The organism is Pseudoalteromonas sp. AS84 (assembly GCF_038900255.1).
Taxonomy (GTDB): Bacteria; Pseudomonadota; Gammaproteobacteria; order Enterobacterales; family Alteromonadaceae; genus Pseudoalteromonas.
Genome location: NZ_JBBMQY010000007.1, coordinates 1 through 20,073 on the forward strand (window position 1 = coordinate 1; position 20,073 = coordinate 20,073).

Sequence of the window (20,073 nt, forward strand, 5' to 3'; positions counted from 1 at the left end):
GGTGTCGCGCTCCAGTTACCATTGGTGTCGGTTTGTACATCAATGCTTTGGGTGGCATTTGCTGCATCTGTAAACGTCACTGTGATAGTGCTATTAGGTGCATCACTGGTGCCAGTAACGGTTGGCGTGCTGTCGTTGGTTAGTAACGGCGCATCCACACTCACACTTGGTGCAGTGGTATCAATGGTGCCATTGCCTGTAATATCGGTGCTGTTACCTGCCACATCGCTGATGTTGGCGGTGATCGTGTACGGCCCTTCTGCCAGTGCAATCGGTACTTCGATTGAGAAGTTGCCATCAGCATCCACAGTGGTGGTGAACGTTTGTGAGCTACCTAAATCATCCACTACGGTGAAGTTAATAACCGTGCCTTCAACGGCATCGCTTGTGCCACTGAGTGTCGGGGTGATGTCGTTACTTGAGCCTGGGCTGGTAAGTACAAGTGTCGGTGCTATGGTATCTATTTCACCAGTGCCTGTGGCTGTTGCTTCATTGCCTGCGGCATCGCTCACACTTGCGCTTACGGTGAAGTTACCTTCTGCAAGGGCTGTCGTAGCTGGGACTGACCACGCGCCACTTGCGCCAACTGTCGCGGTAATGGTTTGCTGTGCACCGGCACTGTCTGTCACAATAATAGTGACTTCACTGCCTTGTGGCGCATCGCTTATACCCGAGATAGTCGGTGTCGTGTCATTGCTAACATCATTGTCTGCAATAACAAGGCTTGGTGCGGTTAAGTCAATCTCGCCTGTTTCGGCGGCGCTGCCGATATTACCTAGGCCGTCGTCTACCTCTGCCGTCACCGTGTATTCACCTTCGGCTAAATCAGTTGGTGCATCAATGCTCCATACACCACCCGTTACCGTCGTATCAACAGTCGTAATATTCCCCAAACTGTCTTCAAACGTTAAGCTAATGATTGTGCCATCTGCCGCATCGCTTGTACCATTGATGGTTGGGGTGGTGTCGTTGGTATCAAGCAATGCATTAATACTAATGCTTGGGGCCGTGGTGTTGAGTGTTGCGGTTTCACTTAATGCAGTGGTATTACCGGCGTTATCGCTAACGCTAGCTTCAATGGTGAGCTCACCATCGCTCAGTGCATTCGGTACATCCGCTGACCAACTGCCATCAGCTTGTACTGTCGCGGTGAACGTTTCTGTTGTGGTGCCATCGCTCACGCTGATGCTAATAACCGTCCCCGCCGGCGCATTGGTACTTCCGCTGATAGTCGGGGTGCTATCGTTCGTTGCGCCCACGGTATCAAGCACAAGCGTTGGCGCGAGGCTATCAATGGTGCCCGATTGCACGGCACTATCGGTGTTACCTGCGGCATCGGTAATGCTGGCTTGCACACTGTAGCTGCCCTCTGGTAATTCAGGGCTGGTTGCTTGCCAGTTGCCGTTCGCATCGACTGTGGCTGTAATTGGTGTTTCATCGCCGTTACTGTCGGTGATAACAATATTCACAACGGTGCCTTCAGGCTCTGTTGAGGTACCACTAATCATTGGGGTGCTGTCGTTGCCTAAGCCCAATGCATCAACGGTGATAACGGGTGTAATGGTATCTACATTACCACTGCTGTTCGCGGTGGTGTCGTTGCCTGCAGCATCGGTAATACTCGCGGTTACAGTAAAGTCTCCTTGCGCAAGCGCACTTGGAATTTCAATGTCCCAGTGACCATCACTTTCAACGGTGCTGGTAATGGTTTGCACAGCCCCTTCGCTGTCGGTGATGATGAGTGTAACGGTGCCGCCAATTTCATTACTGGTGCCTTGTAATGTCGGTGTTAAGTCGTTTACATCGCCAACAGTTTGGATAGTTAATGTCGGTGCTTGCGTATCTAATGTAATTGTATCTGTAACTGTTGTCGTATTTCCTGCTTCATCAGACACACTCACTTCGATGGTGTTATCACCTTCATTTAAATCTGTTTGTGGAGTTACTTCCCAGTTACCATTTGTATCTACTGTGGTGGTAAGTATTTGTTCAACCCCGTTTTCATCGGTAATAACAACCGTGATACTGGTACCAACTTCTGCATCACTAGTACCTGAAATGGTAGGTGTTGAGTCGTTAGTTACAGTATCAAAGACAACTGTTAAGCTAGGCCCTGATGTATCTATGTTGCCTGTAGCCGTATCTGAAGCGCTATTTCCTGCAGCATCAGATACTTCAGCTTCTACAGAGTAATCGCCCGAGGCCAACTCTTGAGAAAGTTCAATACTCCAATTACCTTCTACATCTGTTGTAGTGCTAAATGTGCGAACAACCCCTTGAGAATCAGTAACCGTTAAATTTATAACTGTGCCTGCAACTACGTCTGTTGTGTTACCAGAAATAACTGGGGTTGTATCATTACTTGTTTCTAGTTCATTTACTTGTATGGTTGGAGGCGTAATATCAATTACAGCATCAAGCTCTGCACTAGCCGTTCCACCACCTATGTCTGTTACTGTTGCACTAATTAAAATGGTGCCTTCAGCTAAATCTACAGGCGGAGTAACACTCCAAAGACCGTTTTCATCAACAACTGTGGTTAAAGTAATTGTTGCACCCGCTGAGTCAGTGATCTGAACTTCAACCGAGGAGCCAACTTGTGCATTAAAAGTATCACCATTTATTTGAGGTGTTTGATCGTTAGTTTCGCCAATAATATCAATGGTGATAGTCAATGCGCTTGTATCGATTGTACCTAAAGCACTTGCTGTGCCTTCATTACCAGTGCTATCACTGATACTTGCATCTACAGAGTAGGTCCCCTCTGCTAAAGCCGCTGACACTTCTGCTGTCCAACTCCCGTCTGCAATTACTTGTGCTGTAATTGTTTGTACTGCACCATTAGCATCAGTCACAGTTAGAGTAATAGTTGAACCAGCAGTCTCCCCACTAACTGTGCCTGAAATGGTCGGTGTTGTATCACTCGTATCGCCTAGCGCATTAATAGTAACTATTGGCGCTGTGGTATCAACTTCGCCTGTTGTTGTTGCGGTTGTTTCATTGCCCGCTGTATCTGTAACCGATACCTCAACCGTAAATTCGCCTTCGCTTAATTCATTGGGTACATCCACACTAAAGGTGCCATCGGCTTGTACTTCAGTAGTAATTATTTGTGGATTACCAGCTTCATCAGTGACCGTAATAGTAACTAACGTGCCCTCAGGCTCGCCAGTAGAGGTGCCTGAAATAGTTGGGGTGGTGTCGTTAGTATCAGCCAGTGCGTCTATCGTGATCACCGGTGCTGAAGTATCAACTTCGCCCGTTGTTGTTGCGGTAGTTTCATTACCTGCAGTATCAGTAACCGATACCTCAACCGTAAATTCGCCTTCGCTTAATTCGTTCGGTACATCCGCACTAAAGGTGCCATCAGCTTGCACTTCAGTGGTAATTATTTGTGGGTTACCAGCTTCATCAGTGACCGTAATAGTAACTAATGTGCCCTCAGGCTCACCCGTTGCGGTGCCTGAAATGGTTGGGGTGGTGTCGTTAATATCACCTACGGGGTCAATAATAACTGTTGGCGCGGCAGTATCAACTTCGCCTGTTGTTGTTGCGGTAGTTTCATTGCCTGCAGTATCTGTAACCGATACCTCAACCGTAAATTCGCCTTCGCTTAATTCATTTGGTACATCCACACTAAAGGTGCCATCGGCTTGCACTTCAGTGGTGATGGTTTGCGGGTTACCAGCATCATCAGTGACTGTAATTGTAACAACAGTGCCCTCCGGCTCGCCCGTTGCTGTACCTGAAATAGTTGGGGTGGTGTCGTTGCTATTTGCCAGTGGATCAATCGTAATAGCAGGAGCTGAGGTATCAATAGTACCCGTTGTTACTTCTGTACTTACGTTACCAGCAGTATCAGTGATTGATACGTCTACGCTGTATTCGCCTTCACTTAATTCATCTGGTACATCAACAGTGTAAGTGCCGTCAGCGAGTACTTCTGTAGTGATGGTTTGTAGGTTACCAGCTTCATCAGTCACGGTAATAGTAACAACTGTGCCTTCTGGCTCGCCAGTTGCGGTGCCTGAAATAGTCGGTGTTGTATCGTTGCTATCAGCGAGTGCATCAATCGTAATAGTTGGTGCGGTATTATCGATAGTTCCTTGTGCTGAAGTTTCACTTTGGTTACCTGCTTCATCGCTAACGATGGCATTAACGCTAAAGTCACCTTCAACTAACTCATTAATAGCATCAGCTGTCCAGCTACCATCAGCTAGCGTTTGTGTTGTAATTGTTTGTGTATTACCACCAGCATCTGTCAATGTTAACGTAACCGTTGTTCCAGCGGGCACATTTTGTACAGAACCTGCAATTGTTGGAGTAGTATCGGCGCTATCTGGGATTGTATTAATTGCTATAATTGGAGCTGATAAATCAATTGTTCCGGTATCAGTATCGCTTGCTTCATTACCTGCAGCGTCTGTTACTGTTGCCGTAATTGTAAAGTCGCCTTCAGCAACAGCTTGGGTTGCCCCAACTTGCCAAGTTCCATCTTCTGACACAACCGCCGTCAATGTTTGAGACTCACCATTTGCATCAGTAACTAAAACACTAACAAAGCTACCCGGAGCTACATCACTCGTTGTTCCGCTAAATGTAGGCGTTGTATCGTTTGAATCAGCAAAGTCATTTACTGCAACTAAAGGAGGGGTGGTATCAACTGAGCCTAATTGTGAATCTTGAGCTGCGTTACCTGCATTATCAGATACATTAGCTGTTACTGTAAAATCCCCCTCACTTAAAGCAGTTGGAACCTCAATACTCCAAGTACCATCAGCACTTATAGTAGTAACTAACTGTTGCTCAGCCCCTAGACTATCGGTAACAATTAAAGTTACTTCACTCCCAGATGCTAAACCTTGGGTAGAGCCGGTAAGAATAGGTGTTGTATCGTTTGTATCTGCAATATTGTTGATAGTCACACTTGGTGCGGTTAAATCGACCGAACCTGTAACAGTTGCCGTACTGCTATTGCCTGCAGTATCGCTAACACTTGCTGTTACTGTGAAATCACCTTCACTGAGATCTGCAATAATATCCGCTGTATATGTACCATCTGTATTCGTAATTGTTGTAAGTGTTTGTTCATTGCCTTCACTGTCAGTTATTACTAATGTAACTTCGGTCCCTGCAGGTACATCAATTACATTACCGCTTACAGATGGGGTTACATCATTCGTATCCTCAATAGGATTTATCGTGATTGCCGGATCGGTTAAATCAATCTCTCCAGTTTCACTTGCAGAAGCTGTATTACCTGCAGCATCAGTTACAGTTGCAACCACACTAAACTGACCTTCAACCAATTCATTACTTGCCTCAACTGACCAACTTCCGTCAGCACCAGTAACTACTTGCACGGTTTCTGCTACGCCATCGCTTCCTGTAAATGTAACGGTTACTAACGCACCAGGTTCTACGTCTTGTGTAGAGCCGCTAATTGTAGGTGTTGTATCGTTAGTATCAATAATAAAATTAATACTTACAGTTAAATCAACATTACCTACTGCACTTGCTTGCGCTTCATTACCCGAGTCATCTATAACAGCAGCAACTACAGTAAAGTCGCCCTCCGGTAGAGGAGTTGTTACTTGTGCAGTCCACGAACCATCTTCTTGCGTCACTGCAAGTAATGTAAATGTACTCCCATCGCTTGCCGTAATAGTTAAAGTAATGGTTGTACCTGCAGGCACATTACCGGTGTTACCACTTAAAAATGGAGTGGTATCGTTAGTATTAGCAATTGCATCGATTTGAATTGAAATAGGAGCAAACGTTATTTCGCCGTTTGTTTGCGCAGTAGCCTCATTACCTGCTGCATCGGTTACTGACGCAGTTGCTGTAAACTCACCACCTGGCAAGATTTCATTAGCATCAACACTCCATGTACCATCTCCATTTAATAAAGTAGTTAAAGTTTGTACGCTACCGTTTATATCGGTTACTAATACTGTAATTACAGAGCCCGCTGGAGCGTCTTCTACCCTACCTACAAATGTTGGTGTAGTATCGTTAGTATCAGCAATTGCAGTAACGGTAATATCTGGATTTGTTAAATCAACAACACCTTGGTTATTTGCTTGGGCTTGATTACCTGCAGCATCGCTTACACTTGCATCAACCTCAAACAGCCCTTCAGCTAATGGCGTAGTTACATCAATAGACCAATCACCATCAGCGTTAGTTTGGGTTAATAATGTTTGAGCTTGACCATTAAAATCGGTAATAACCACACTAATAATAGAGCCAGCAGGTACATCTTGTGCGTTACCTGTAATCGTTGGCGTGGTGTCTTGAGTGTCGTTAATATTATTAATTTGTACCGTAGGCGCCGTTAAATCAATTACTCCTGAATCACTTGCTAATGCTGAGTTTCCTACACTGTCGCTTACTTGTGCATCAACAGTAAAATCACCTTCAGGTAAAGGAGTCCCAACTTCTACACTCCAGCTTCCATCGGCTTGAGTAACTGCTGTTAAGGTTTGTATTTGCCCTGCACTATCTGTAACAGTAATTGTTACTTGCGTGCCCTCAGGAACCCCATTTGTTGTTCCAACAAGTGGTGGTGTTACATTATTTGTTTCATCAGTTACATTTACTGTGATTACCGGAGCAGTTAAATCTATATTCGCTAAAGCTTGGTCTATAGCTTGATTTCCAGCGGCATCAATCGCCACTGCACTTACATTAAACTCTCCTTCAGATAAAGGTGAGGTAGTAGTAATAACCCAATTTCCTAGCGCATCTACTTGAGTAACAATTGTTTGTACCGTACCTGCACTATCCGTTAACGTAACTGACACATTATCACCAGTGTTCAACCCAGATACAGTCCCTGTTATTGTCACGGTTTGCGAAGCAGAATCGGCAACAGGATCAATCGCAATAAGCGGAGCTGTTGTATCAATTTCTATAGAAATAGTGTCGTTTATAGGGTTGCCAACAGGATCTGTTGCTTCAACAACAACGGTCACAGGGCCATCAGCAACTGGAGTCGGTAAGGTTATTTCAAAGGTACCATCAGGGCCAATTACAACACTAACTACTTGAGAATTTCCATCAATATCAGTTACCGTTACATTAACTGTTTCGCCAATTAAGTTTTCGCTCGTACCAGTAATTGTTGGTTGTGATGAATTGGTAACACCCAGCTCATTAAGTGAAATAGAAGCCGAAGTTGCATCAGGCACAATACCATCAGAGGTATCTCTTAAATTAAAAGCTTCAGTAGCGCTTTGATCAAAAGATGAATCAAAAGTAACACTACTAGGATCAACGCTTTCAGAAATTCGGGTTAACTGTACAAACGAACTGCCTCCATCTGCACCAGCAGCGTTGCCGCCACCAGCAGCTGTTGCCTCTAAATTATCTAAAATGTCCCCATCACCCTCCAATGCATCTAAAAAGTCTGTTACATCTGAATTAGCTGCTGTTGATGAGTCTTGTTCTGTACCTAAATCTAAGCTTGCAATTGCTTCATCTAAACTTTCATCAAAAACAGTTGTTTCGCTAGCGTCTCTAGCTTCTTTAGCTAATAGGTCTGGTGTTATTTTTACCTTTTGATTTGCGGGTATAGATAAGGTTTCACCTTGCACATCTATTTGTAACGACGACTTAATAGCAGTAACAACTAAATCACCTACAGTAATAATGTCACCCACGTTTAAGGCTCTTACCGATCCATCATCTAACACAACACCCGCCGAGCCCTGAATATCAATAACTACAAGTTGATTTGCTTCCATTTAGCTACCCTCAAACTTTTTAAAATAACAATCTAATAAGTTAAAGGTAGAACAAAAAAAGCACATAGATACTGGACTCAAGTACAGGTTTAGAAGAAAAATTCAAAAATAAAAAATCAACAAAAAAGTGGTAGTAATTTTTTTTTATGCTACCCGAAAAGATTACTTGCAAAATAAGTACACCTTTACTAAATATTTAAGAGAGTATTTTTGGTCTTAACAGGATCTAAGAGGAAGAAATGATTATAAAAAACACTTTTAAAAAGCACCAAGGGACTATGTTAATCGGATTAGCGATTACAGCCGTAACTTTATCAAACTACGTGCATGCAAACGAACAATCAGCAATGCCACTTACCTACGTTTCAAGTAAAGCGATTGAAAACAATCCTGAAGTACAAGAAGCATGGCATGCTTTTAAATCTTCTATTTATGGAGTGGATGCTGCCCGTTCAGGTTATTTACCAAGTGTTGATGTATCAGCAAGTGCAGGATATGAAAGAAGAAATTACGGTATTGAAGAAGAATATAACCGTAATACAGCCGAATTAAGCGTTACTCAAATGCTTTATGACGGTTTTAGAACATCTAATACAGTTGACCGTTTTAAACGTATTCAACTTATTAGGTACTTTGAGCTTATTTCTCAAACAGAACAAACAGCACTTGAAGCCTCGATTGCACTACTTGACGTACAAAAATTCAAAGAGTTAGTACAACTTGCAGAAGCTAATTTACAAGAGCACGAGTCTGTATACCAACAAATAGAGCAAAGCGTAGGCGCCGGTGTAGCGCGCGCAGCAGACCTAGAACAAATTAGTGGCCGTTTATCTCTAGCGCAATCTAATGTATTAACGGAGTACTCAAATTTACATGATGTAAGCGCTCGCTACCTAAGGGTTGTAGGTGAGCTGCCTATGAACGATATAAAGCAAGCTGACCTTGATGAAAACAACATACCAATTTCGGTTAACCAAGCGCTAGACGTCGCCTACAAAAACAGCCCTTCATTTTATGCCTCTTTGTATAATATTGAAGCGCAAAAAGCGAACGCCAAAGCACAAAAAGCGGCCTTTCATCCTAACGTAGATTTATCTGCCCGCTACGGTAGCCAAGATAGAGATGAGCTTGGTCAAAATGAAACCAGAACAGAAGCGCGAGTCGGCATAGATATTAGTTATAATTTGTATAACGGTGGTCTTGATAGCGCTAATTTAGAACAAGCTTATCAAGATATAAATATTGCAAAATATCAACGAGATCAAGCCTGTATTGATATTCGTCAAAGCCTGCAAATTGCCTACTACAACGTCACTATTCTAGAGCAAAAGTTACCGGCGCTTAACCAACACCGCGAATCATCAACTAAAGTTAAAATTGCATACAAAGATCAATTTGATATAGGCCAGCGAACTCTACTAGACGTACTTGATGCCGAAAACGAATCGTTCCAATCAACACGTTCATACATAGTAGCACTATACGACCGCCAATCGGCTATTTTAACTATGCTAAAAGAAATGGGGAAATTATTGCCAGCACTTGACGTAATGTCAGGTAAATACCCTACATTAAAAGAGCTAACTGACGATCCTATAGTGCATAACGCACAAAATATTTGTCCGAGTTACGATGTAGCAACCACCTTTAGCCGCAAGGCATTTCTACAAAAAAAAGCAAAGCAAGATAATGCCTACATGAGTGTAACCGCTATGCCAAGGTACTTAGATATACCGTTGGAAACCGACACTACACCAAGTAACTTTACAGATGATGATGGTGACGGCGTACCAAACGTGCAAGACACTTGCCCAAGCACACCTTTAAGTACAAATGTAGATTTATCTGGTTGTACAATTTACAGCGCATCAACCTCGAATATAGAGATTGGTATCCCTTTTTCTGCTGACTCAAGCGATGTAAGGTCTCAATATATTCAAGAAATTAGTAGGCTTGCTGACTTTTTAAAAGAAAATCCAAATAAGCGGGTTGAAATACAAGGTCATGCTTCTCTAGATGGAGATCGGAAATATAACCGTAAACTATCTGAAAAACGTGCGTTTGCCGTTGCTGAAATTCTAATTAAGCAATTCGATGTAGAACCTAAACGTGTTAAATCGTTTGGGTACGGTATTGATCAACCTCGAGTAAACGAAATATCAGTAAGAGCTAATGCTGCGAATCGACGTATCGAAGCCGTAATTACTGATAGCTAAGTCAATTAACGTTATGTAAATAACTAGGGTTTGTTGATCTTTGCGGATTAAAATTTGTTCAAACTAGGGGCTGTTTAATCGCGGCGCGAGATTTGTAACCTAGTGGGCTAAGTAAAAACCGAGCAACAAAGAGTAAATAGCCCCTAGGAAGAACCCTTTGGGCAGCGCCTGTTTGGCATTAATGCTACGTTATCGCCCATTTATGGGGAATAACCACACTGCATAGGCTCTGCCTTGCCTAAATACCAAACAGACTGCTGCAAATTTAACCTTGAAAGATCAACAGACCCTAAACTCGGCTTGAAATATTTAGGCTAAATTTATTTCTCGAGTTTAGGTTTTGTAGTAACAACCGCATGCAGTTCTACATAACATTGGATGGTTTATGGAATTAAACGATGTACTTGATCATGGTGGCATACTCGTGGACTGCCTAGCAGTTTTATGTCGTCATCATGATAAAGAGTTTTCAAGAGAAGCATTATTAAATGGACTTCCTCTAACTGATGGAAACCTCACTCCATCAGGTTTTTCGCGCGCAGCAAAGCGCATTGGCTTTAAATCAAAAGTTGTTAATAAGCCACTACAAAAAATTAATACAGCACTGCTACCTGCCATCTTAATTTTAAAAGATAACCAAGCCTGTGTTATTAACTCTATTGATTACGATAAGCAACTGGTGAGCGTAATTTACCCAGAGCTTACTGAATCAGTTGTCGAACAAAACATTGATGAGTTAGCAGGCAACAGTGCTGGTTTAGTTATTTATGCTCAACCAGAATTTGCATTTGATGAGCGAACACCTGTGCTTGAAAAACTATCAAAAGACGGATGGTTTTGGGGAGTAATTAAAGAATGCCGCTCACTTTATAAAGACGTGATCATTTCGGCTATTGCTTTGGGCTTTTTGTCGGTTGCTATGCCTTTATTTGTAATGAACGTATATGACCGCGTTGTGCCCAACCATGCAACAGAAACCTTGTGGGTACTTGCCATTGGTATTTTAATAGCACTCACTGCTGACTTTGTTTTGCGTTTAGTAAGAGGCTACTTTGTAGAGCTTGCTGCAAGTAGAATAGATGTAAAAGTATCGGCTGTAATTATGGAGCGGGTATTAGGTATGAAACTAAAAAACCGTCCATCATCAGCAGGCTCCTTTGCTAGCAATATTCAATCATTTGAAGCTGTACGTAACTTTTTTAGCTCCATAACGCTTGTCGCATTAGTCGACTTACCATTCGTAGTTTTATATTTAATTGTTATCGCCATTATTGGCGTACCTCTAAGTTTACCCATTATAGCGGGCGCACTTATATTATTAGCTTACGCTATAGCCGCACACCGCAAACTTGAAGCTCTTTCAGAGCAAACAATGAAAGCAAGCTCAATGCGAAATGCAGTATTAGTAGAAAGTTTAACCAACATTGAAGATGTAAAAAGCTTTCACTCAGAGTGTAAAACACAATCTGTATGGGAAAAGTCGACCATTTACATTGCGCAAGTAAACGCACAAAGCCGACTCGTTTCAAGCTCCATATCAAATACAGCATCGTGGATACAGCAATGTGTAGGCGTGATAATAATGATAATAGGCGTACACCTCGTTATTGAAGGTGAGCTAACTCAAGGCGGATTAATTGCAGCCTACTTATTATCATCTCGTGCTATGGGCCCTATTGGGCAGTCAGCCGCCGTATTAGCGCAGTATCATCACGCGGCAATAGCAATGCAATCACTGAACGAAATTATGGAAAAAGAGGTTGAACGCCCGCCGGGTAAGCACTGGCTAAGCCACCCTATTTTAAAAGGTGATATAGAATTTAAAGACGTCTGTTTTAAATACTCTGACGAATCTCATAATGCACTCAACGGCGTTAGTTTTAAAATTAAAGCAGGTGAAAAAGTCGCTATTTTAGGACGTAATGGCTCAGGTAAAAGTACATTAGAAAAGCTTATTTTAGGGCTATACGACCCCTGCTCAGGAGCAATTTTGATGGACAATAACGATATACATCAAATTGACCCTGCAGAGCTTCGCCATAATATTGGTTATGTACCGCAAACCGTTGCCCTGTTTTATGGGACCTTAAAAGACAACCTTACGATAAGCGCTTGGCATGCCAAAGACGAGCAAATTATTGAAGCCTGTGAGCGAAGCCAATTATTTGATTTAATTAATTCGCACCCAGACGGATTTGATCTGCAAGTAGGCGAGCAAGGCCGCCAATTATCAGGAGGGCAACGCCAAGCTGTAGGTATGGCAAGAGCCATAATTAACGATCCGCCAATACTATTACTAGATGAGCCAACCTCATCGCTAGATCACAATAGTGAAAGTAAAATTATTAACAATTTAAAAGATTATTCTAAAGATAAAACCCTAATTGTGGTGACTCACCGCTCATCATTACTCGAGCTTGTTGACCGTATTATAGTTTTAGATAACGGAAAGGTGGTTGCTGATGGACCAAAACAAAAAGTAATTGCGGCGTTAAATAATAAAACCGTGGAGCAAGCCTCATGAGTGATAACAAAAAACCACTTGAACAACGCTCTTTTGAATCTGTTAGCAAAGCAATTGAGGCAAGAAAACAAGGTAAGCCATCCGTATTTAATAAACTATTTAAAGGATGGATCTCACCGCCAAATACTCAAGACTGGGTAGTAGATGCACAGTGGGAAAAAATGCAGCAAGAGCCAGCAAGCGCTAGGTTACTGCTTTATTTAATTTGTTTAACGTTTATATGTCTTATTGTGTGGTCTGGCTTTGCTAATTTAGATGAAGTTGCTCGTGGCGAGGGTCGTGTTATTCCCTCTAATAAATTACAACTAATTCAATCTTATGACGGCGGTATGGTCGAAAAAATAAATGTCCGAGAAGGTCAAATAGTAAACGAGGGTGATGTACTTATTAAGATAGACCCTACCCGCTTTATTTCTAGCTTTAGAGAAAACCAATCCAAGGTTGAATCGTTAAGTGCAAAAGTTGCAAGGCTCAGAGCCCTCACTCAAAAAAAGGAGCTCGTATTTAGCGAAGATGTTATAAAAAATGCACCTCAGGTGGTTCAACACGAACGCTCTCTTTATTTAAGTAACAGCCAAGAGCTAGAGCAACAGGTAAGCATTCACAAACGCCAACTAGAACAGCGACACCAAGATTATATTGAAGCAAAAGCGGCACTTCAGCAGCATACCAGTGCGCTACGCTTAACAAACAGGGAGCTTAAAGTGACCCGCCCATTGTTACGCACCGGTGCCATTTCGGATATAGATATTATTCGTTTAGAGCGTCAAATAGTTGATTTAAACGGGGAGATAAACAGAACCAAAGCCGTTATAAATAGGAGTCTTTCGGCCATTAACGAAGCTAAAAATAAGGTAACCGAAGTTGAGCTCGTTATGATTAACCGCTGGAACAATGAACTCTCTGAAGCGCTACTGCGATTAGATTCAATTAAAGAAACCGAATCTGGCTTAGCCGATAAAGTAACTCAAACTGAAATACGCTCTCCTGTTAAAGGCACTGTACAACGATTATTAGTTAATACTGTTGGCGGTATTTTACAGCCCGGTAGTGATGTTATGGAAATTGTGCCGCTTGACGATCAACTTGTTGTAGAGGCAAAAATACCACCTAAAGACATTGCATTTTTACGCCCTGGGCAATCTGCAATGATAAAATTTAGTGCTTATGACTTTGCCGTATATGGTGGCCTAGAAGCCGAAGTATTACATATAAGTGCCGATACAATTACGGATGACCGCGAAAACACCTTTTATTTAGTGCAGCTAAAAACTACCAAAAATAATTTTTCGAAAGAACTAACTATTATTCCGGGGATGACCACTCAAGTGGATATTATTACCGGTAAAAAAACCGTACTTGAGTATATTTTAAAACCGGTTCTTAGAGCTACATCGCAAGCAATGACAGAGCGTTAAAACATTTTATAAATGGAGAAGTAATGCGCCAAAGTATTTTTATTACACAGCCTGAATTTGAATCGAAACACTGGCATACAGCGTTTCCTGGTTGTTTGATATGCACAAAAGAACCACACAGAGTCACGGCATCAAGTATTATTTGGGTTTTGGCCGGTACACCTAATTGGCTTGAGCTTGTTAAAAAGTATTCTCAGCAACGTTTACTGGTTATTGTTATGACCAACGAACTAGAAATAAATCAACTAAGAAGTGCGCTTGAAGCAGGAGCTAGGGGCTACGTAGAAGCGCTCGCTACTAAAGTAATTATTGAACAAGTACTTGAGACTATTTGCTCTGGCGGAATATGGTTACCGGGGCAATTGCTCTCTAACTTAGTGGGGGCTTTATCAAACACACCGTTTAAATATGCGAGCACATGCGAGCTTGAGTTACTCACAAAACGAGAACGCCAAGTAGTTGATATTGTTGTAACAGGTGCAACTAATAAGCAAGCTGCAGAATCTTTAAATATTACGGAGCGTACAATTAAAGAGCATATGAGCTCTATATTTAATAAGCTAAAAGTACGCGACCGCATTCAATTAATGTTAGTTGTAAAGGGGCATTAACCGCACGGTTAATGCCTGTTACTTACTCTTTGATAACCCCATCAAAACCTAAGTTAATAAGCGTATCTATATCATCTTGACTTGTTACACCTTGAGCCACCACTTTAATGCCAATTGAATGCGCTAACGTGCACACTCCTCGCAGGAATGTTTGGTTATCTTGGCTGTAACTAATATTGTGGCCGTAAACGCTATCAACCTTAATCATTTCAAGACCAAACTCCTGAATTTTATTAATTTTAGTAAATTCAGGGCCTACACGTTTTAATGCTACTTTAGCGCCCATGCACCGTGCCTGCTCACAAAAATCTTTGAATATCTCAATTTCGCTAACGGCAATACTTTCACGAATATCAAAACAAATTTTAGAGGCTAAATCAGGAAACGCTGACAAGTATGTAAGTATCGAAGCAAGCGCAGCATCATCAAGTAGTGTTTGTGCAGATAATTCAACCGAAATCAGTTCACTTGGTGGTTCAGCGTTGTACTGGGCAACCAATGCCTTGATTAAACCCCAATCTAAACGCGCTAATAACTTTAGTCGGTTAGCCCACTGGTAATAATAACTTGCACGATATAACTTTCCGCCTAACTCTAAGCTAAGTCCTAATTGACTTTGTATTAATTGCCCTGAAAAGCTCATAACTGGATAGGTATTTATTTCGAGTGTTTGGTTATCTAAGGCTGACTCTATTTCACTTTTCCAGCTATCAGCATCATCAAACAAATTACTTTTTTGTTTATTTTCAACTATTTTAGCTCTTACAACGCCTTGTTTTATATTTCCCGCTTTTAGTAATTCATCAACACGTTTTAGTACGTCAAATCGTGTATCGTCTTTTTGAATATAAGTACAGCTGTGAGGTATGGCTAGCTTAACGTTTTTATACTCTTCAACAAACGATTGATGCATCAATAAAATACGCTCACTGATTGCTTGAATATCATCAATATCACTAAATAAAACTGTGAAATCGCTGTGAGAAATACGTGCAATGTAATTTTCAGAAAAGTGCTCTTGATTACTCTCTAAAAAGCTAACCAACATCTGTGAAAATCGACGTAGAAAGTTAACCATTTCTACTCGTCCCACTTCCTCACTTACTCGATCGAGGTTAACAACCCTAAATAAAAACAAGGCCCCATGGGCATGATCTTTCGATTTTTGTAAGTGAGCCTCAAGCGTTGCACCAAAGTATTCTCTATTTGCTAAACCAGTTAGCTCATCGTGTTGCGATTTAAATCTAAGCTCTTCTAAACGTTTATTATCTTCTTTAATAATACGGCTAAAACGAGTAGATAACTGGTTCATTGATTGCACTAAACGGGCAAACTCAAAAGTGCGAGGAACGCTCGATTTAATAAAACGTTTTTCACCAAATGCATTAGCCTGATACACAACATCATCAAGTGGTTTTAATATCCTACTTAAAAAGTAAGCACTAACTATACAAGCAAAAAAAGCAACAATTAAAAAACTGAAAAATAGTTTAAGCGCACTTTCCCATAAGGCTTGCTCAGCATATTGACTATGGCTTTCTATAAACAAAGTACCAAACTGCTGCCAACCATCATTTACTTGCCCAACCCCTGGCTCTACATTTAATGCATAAATTGATCTAAACCACTGTGGAGCCGTCGCTTTAAGTTCATCGGTAAACGTGCGTTTAACAATCACCTCACCATTAGGGTCTTGTAGTTCTATTCGCTTATAGTGACCGGTATCAAATGTGGCCGATACTAATAATTCAAGCTCAACGGGGTCTTTGTCTAATTGGCTAATCATTAACGCAAGTGAACTGGCGTTATCTACATTTTTTAAGTACAGCTGGGTCGAAAAATAACTTTTAGCCGAATTAGTGCTAATTAAAACACTACTTATAAAGCCTACAAAAATAACAACTAAAAGAGCAATCCATAGCTCTTGCCTGAGTGTTATTTTTCGTTTTTTAAGGTACTTAGATAAGGAAAATGATGCCATTACCACATAACTCCTTCTTTGGTTGTCTGCTCCAAAATTTTACGCCAGCGTGAAAGTCTTGCTGTTGGGCTGGCTACACTTTTGGTTGAATTATTAGCCCATAAACCTTGACTGTTAAAGCTAAACACTGGGCTTAAATCTACACGTTTTGCAGCAGGTAAAACCTTTGTTATTAAACTGTCTAAAATAAGTGGCTGAGCGTTTGGTGTAGCAAAATAACCTAACACCATATGTGCTTGCGTTTTGTTAGTGCCCGCAATTTTTGCTTTTACATAGATAAGACGTAACTTGTCGTCGCTCACCCCTAACGCTCTCAAGCTTATATATTTTGCTATTGCGTAATCTTCACAATCACCTAAGCCTCTGCCTAATGTTTCTAAAGGGGTTGCCCAGTAATCGTTTTGTTTCCATAGCAAAATATCAGTTTGATAGCGTAAATTACGCGCAAAAAAATCATTAACAATAAGAATTTGTTGTTGTTCTGGTTTATTTTGAGTTTGTACCAACATACTTTGCCAGTTACGTGCAACAGCCGCTCGCGCAGGTCCATATTTTTGACCCATCAGCTCAATAAAGGTATTAAATTGAATAGTTAGTCGGCTTGCAAGCACGCCACTAGAGAGTACAAAAAACAACAATAGGTAGCGCAAATTGGCTTTGCACCATATAAATAATTTAGGATTTAAATGAGTTGGCTTAAACGCCATTTACAGAGCCACTGTTAATATAAGTGGCAATAAAATACATCTGTTGAGCACTACGCAATCTGCTTAAAAATTAATCCTAACAACAGCATAGCACTCAATATAAGAGGATGAGATATTTTGAATAACTTTTTTAGTAGTACGTTACTTTTTTAACTTCGCGTGGTTTTACTTCACCTATGTATAAATCGTGCACACGCTTCATGTTGAGCTCAAGCTCGGTTACATAGGTATCATCAACAGCATACGTTTTTATAATTTGCGCACCTTTAATGAGCCCCTGCACTTTACTTTCTAAGTAATCGTCTTGAGCAATTGAACCTTCCACCGTTGTTCCTGCGGTAATTTTTTGCCCATATACTTGTTCAGTAAGCTCGCGGTAAGCCTCAAGCTTAGAAGCTTTAATTGCCATAAGTTGCTTTTGCGACGCGTTAGCGCCTTTTTGTAAGCTAATAGGTGCATACCCTATCGCTTTTAAAACTGGGTAATTATTTGGCTCTACATATTTATATTCAACATGCTTATCAAAAACGCTGCTACAACCACCTAAGGTTAAACACCCAAGTGTAATAAGTAATGAAATCGCTCGCATAGCATCTAGCCCTTGTATAGTAATTAGCAGTACATATGCACGTTTAATGCCATTTATAGTATTACCAAATAACATTGGTACAGTCCTTGCTCTACCTAGTTAATAGCTAACGTTTAATTGGAGTAAAAGTATGAAGTCGTTTTTATCATTGGCATTTGCAGGGTTAAGTGCAACGGCATTATTAACGTTCTCCCCTTTTACTAAAGCGCAGTGGTATGAATCAACGGGCCATGCGAACGTTCAAAATGGTGATACGAGCGCTGCCAAATCTGCCGCTATAAAAGATGCGATTACACAAGCGTTAGTGTTCTCTGGCGCACGGGTTAGCTCGGTGCAAACCTTGGTAGATGGCGTGTTAATGCAAGATCAGCTAAAAATTAGCAGCCACGGCGAAATTCAAAAAATTGAACTGGTCAGCGAAAATAAATACGACAATAAATTTGCGATTACATTACGACTCGATATTTTTTCTCAAACAGAGCAATGCCCACAAAATAGTTTTAATAAGTTTGTGGCCGTTACACAAAGCCAACTTGTTCATCGTGAACACGCTAAAATGGGTCAAATATTTGACGTAAGTAAAGCGATTAGCAAAAATATTTTTACCTCACTGCAAAAATCAAAAATGAGCGCAGTGCCTATTGCATACTATAATAATGCAATAAGCGTTGATAAATACTTTTCGCAGCAGCACGACTATTCAAACGCTCAATTAGAAGAAATATCTTCGCGCAGTAACGCTCAATATGTATTGCTTAGCCAAATAACCAGCCTTTCGACTAGCGACAAACTCAATAACAATTATGCATTTTGGCAGGACGAGGCGTATGAGCGCAGTTACAACATTGAGTTTGCACTATTTGATGGCACTACCTATGAGCAGCTTTGGCAAAATAGTTACCATACTCAAGCAATTTGGCCATTTGAAAAAACAACCATAGTGGATGTTAATAGTGATAGGTTTTGGCAATCGCCTTATGGGCAAAGCATAACCGATATCAACCAATCAGTGAGTTATGATATTCAAGCAGCCATGGCATGCCTACCTACACAAGGTAAAATAATGCATATGGAAAATAGCAAAATCGTTATTAACTTGGGTAAAGCTCATGGGTTAAAAAAAGGCCAAATGCTAAGCATTGCGCACCATAACTATTTAACCGACGCGGCAGGTAATGTTATGCCGCACACCATCACCACGCTTAATAAAATTCGCGTAGAGCAGCTTTATCAGCAAACCGCAGTAGCAGTCAGTATTGACAGTAAACCACTACCTGGCGTGCAAATTAACGATGTAGTAGAAATAATCAGCCAAGATCTTTAGAGTTTTTTACTCAATTTAGCTTTTAAATTAGGGTGAGCCGATAACCACTCGCCCAATTGTTCTACACCCGATAAATGCGGATAATGCTTTCTGCATGCAAACACCACATTACGCTGCTGATTAGGGAATATAGGCAAGTAATCAATCCCTACACGGTCGGTACATGCTAACTTTGGTACAAATGTAATACCGTCATCCATAGCCACTAACGCTAATAATGTTTCTAAACTATTACCTTTATACTGGTTAGATACATCGACCCCTGCGGAAAAACAAAACTTTTGGGCTTGATCTTTAAAGCAATGACCATCACTTAACATTAATAGGCTGCATCCTTGAAGATCGCTCAGCGCTACTTTTTTATGCTTAGAAAGCGCGTTATCGTGTGATACCGCCACTAAAAAATCTTCTTTGTATAAAGCAACCGTATGGTAATTAATAAGCTCTGGCACATCAGCTAGAATAGCAAAGTCGAGTTCACCCTTGTTTAAAGCCTCTAAAATTGTTGCTGTTTGCATCTCAATAAACGAAAAGTGGCTATCAATAAATGCCGCTTTCATTGATGTTAATAACGCAGGCAACAAGTAAGGCGCAATGGTAGGGATAATGCCAATAGTTAATTTACCTTGTAGAGGCTCGTTAGAAGTAGCAGCAAGTTCTTTGAGTATTTGCGTTTGTTCTAAAATAATCTCTATTTGCGTCAACAAACGTTCACCTTTTGCTGTTAAGGTGACTTGCTTAGTTGAGCGATCAAACAAAGTAACGCCAAGCTCATTTTCGAGTTTTTTTACTTGACCACTTAATGTAGGCTGGCTAACAAAACATGCATCGGCAGCTTTGCGAAAATGCTTATATTGCGCTATTGCTTTTACATATTCAAAATCTTTTAAGTTCATATTCAGCTCTACGTGATAGTTTATAACTATCAGTTTAATACAAACAAACAATTGGAACT

The 20,073-nt window shown here is 41.0% G+C and carries 10 protein-coding genes; 5 read left to right on the forward strand and 5 right to left on the reverse strand.

Annotation, left to right across the window (positions count from 1 at the left end; all coding sequences use genetic code 11):
- The coding region (locus WNY79_RS09040) for an Ig-like domain-containing protein (protein ID WP_342875691.1) at positions 1–7,748 on the reverse strand (7,748 nt) is incomplete at its 3' end.
- Positions 7,749–7,987: 239 nt separating this feature from the next.
- Here WNY79_RS09040 and WNY79_RS09045 point away from each other — a divergent pair.
- The 4 genes from WNY79_RS09045 (at position 7,988) to WNY79_RS09060 (ending at position 14,517) form a co-directional block, all read left to right on the forward strand.
- The gene (locus WNY79_RS09045; protein ID WP_342875692.1) at positions 7,988–9,964 is read left to right on the forward strand and encodes a TolC family outer membrane protein; all 1,977 of its coding nucleotides are present in this window, start codon (positions 7,988–7,990) and stop codon (positions 9,962–9,964) included.
- A 385-nt stretch (positions 9,965–10,349) separates the two neighbouring features.
- Positions 10,350–12,488 (forward strand): type I secretion system permease/ATPase, encoded by a 2,139-nt coding sequence (locus WNY79_RS09050; protein WP_342875693.1) that lies wholly within the window; start codon positions 10,350–10,352, stop codon positions 12,486–12,488.
- Positions 12,485–13,906, forward strand: a complete 1,422-nt coding sequence (locus WNY79_RS09055; RefSeq protein WP_076923546.1) for an HlyD family type I secretion periplasmic adaptor subunit — start codon at positions 12,485–12,487, stop codon at positions 13,904–13,906. The genes WNY79_RS09050 and WNY79_RS09055 overlap by 4 nt, the downstream gene beginning before the upstream one ends.
- A gap of 23 nt (positions 13,907–13,929) precedes the next feature.
- The gene (locus WNY79_RS09060) at positions 13,930–14,517 is read left to right on the forward strand and encodes a response regulator transcription factor (protein WP_342875694.1); all 588 of its coding nucleotides are present in this window, start codon (positions 13,930–13,932) and stop codon (positions 14,515–14,517) included.
- A 22-nt stretch (positions 14,518–14,539) separates the two neighbouring features.
- On the opposite strand, the gene WNY79_RS09065 is transcribed toward WNY79_RS09060, so the two are convergent.
- The 3 genes from WNY79_RS09065 to WNY79_RS09075 form a co-directional block, all read right to left on the reverse strand.
- Entirely contained in the window at positions 14,540–16,498 is a 1,959-nt protein-coding gene (locus WNY79_RS09065) for a LapD/MoxY N-terminal periplasmic domain-containing protein (RefSeq protein WP_342875695.1), read from the reverse strand.
- The gene (locus tag WNY79_RS09070) at positions 16,498–17,205 is read right to left on the reverse strand and encodes a transglutaminase-like cysteine peptidase (RefSeq protein ID WP_024589974.1); all 708 of its coding nucleotides are present in this window, start codon (positions 17,203–17,205) and stop codon (positions 16,498–16,500) included. Before WNY79_RS09070 ends, WNY79_RS09065 begins: the two co-directional genes overlap by 1 nt.
- A gap of 130 nt (positions 17,206–17,335) precedes the next feature.
- Entirely contained in the window at positions 17,336–17,794 is a 459-nt protein-coding gene (locus WNY79_RS09075; RefSeq protein ID WP_008168853.1) for an LPP20 family lipoprotein, read from the reverse strand.
- Between the two features lie 130 nt (positions 17,795–17,924).
- Between WNY79_RS09075 and WNY79_RS09080 the strand changes: the two genes are divergently transcribed.
- Positions 17,925–19,118 (forward strand): flagellar assembly protein FlgT, encoded by a 1,194-nt coding sequence (locus tag WNY79_RS09080; RefSeq protein ID WP_342875696.1) that lies wholly within the window; start codon positions 17,925–17,927, stop codon positions 19,116–19,118.
- On the opposite strand, the gene WNY79_RS09085 is transcribed toward WNY79_RS09080, so the two are convergent.
- Entirely contained in the window at positions 19,115–20,014 is a 900-nt protein-coding gene (locus WNY79_RS09085; RefSeq protein ID WP_342875697.1) for a LysR substrate-binding domain-containing protein, read from the reverse strand. The two genes, WNY79_RS09080 and WNY79_RS09085, sit on opposite strands and share 4 nt — an antisense overlap.
- Positions 20,015–20,073: the final 59 nt, after the last annotated feature.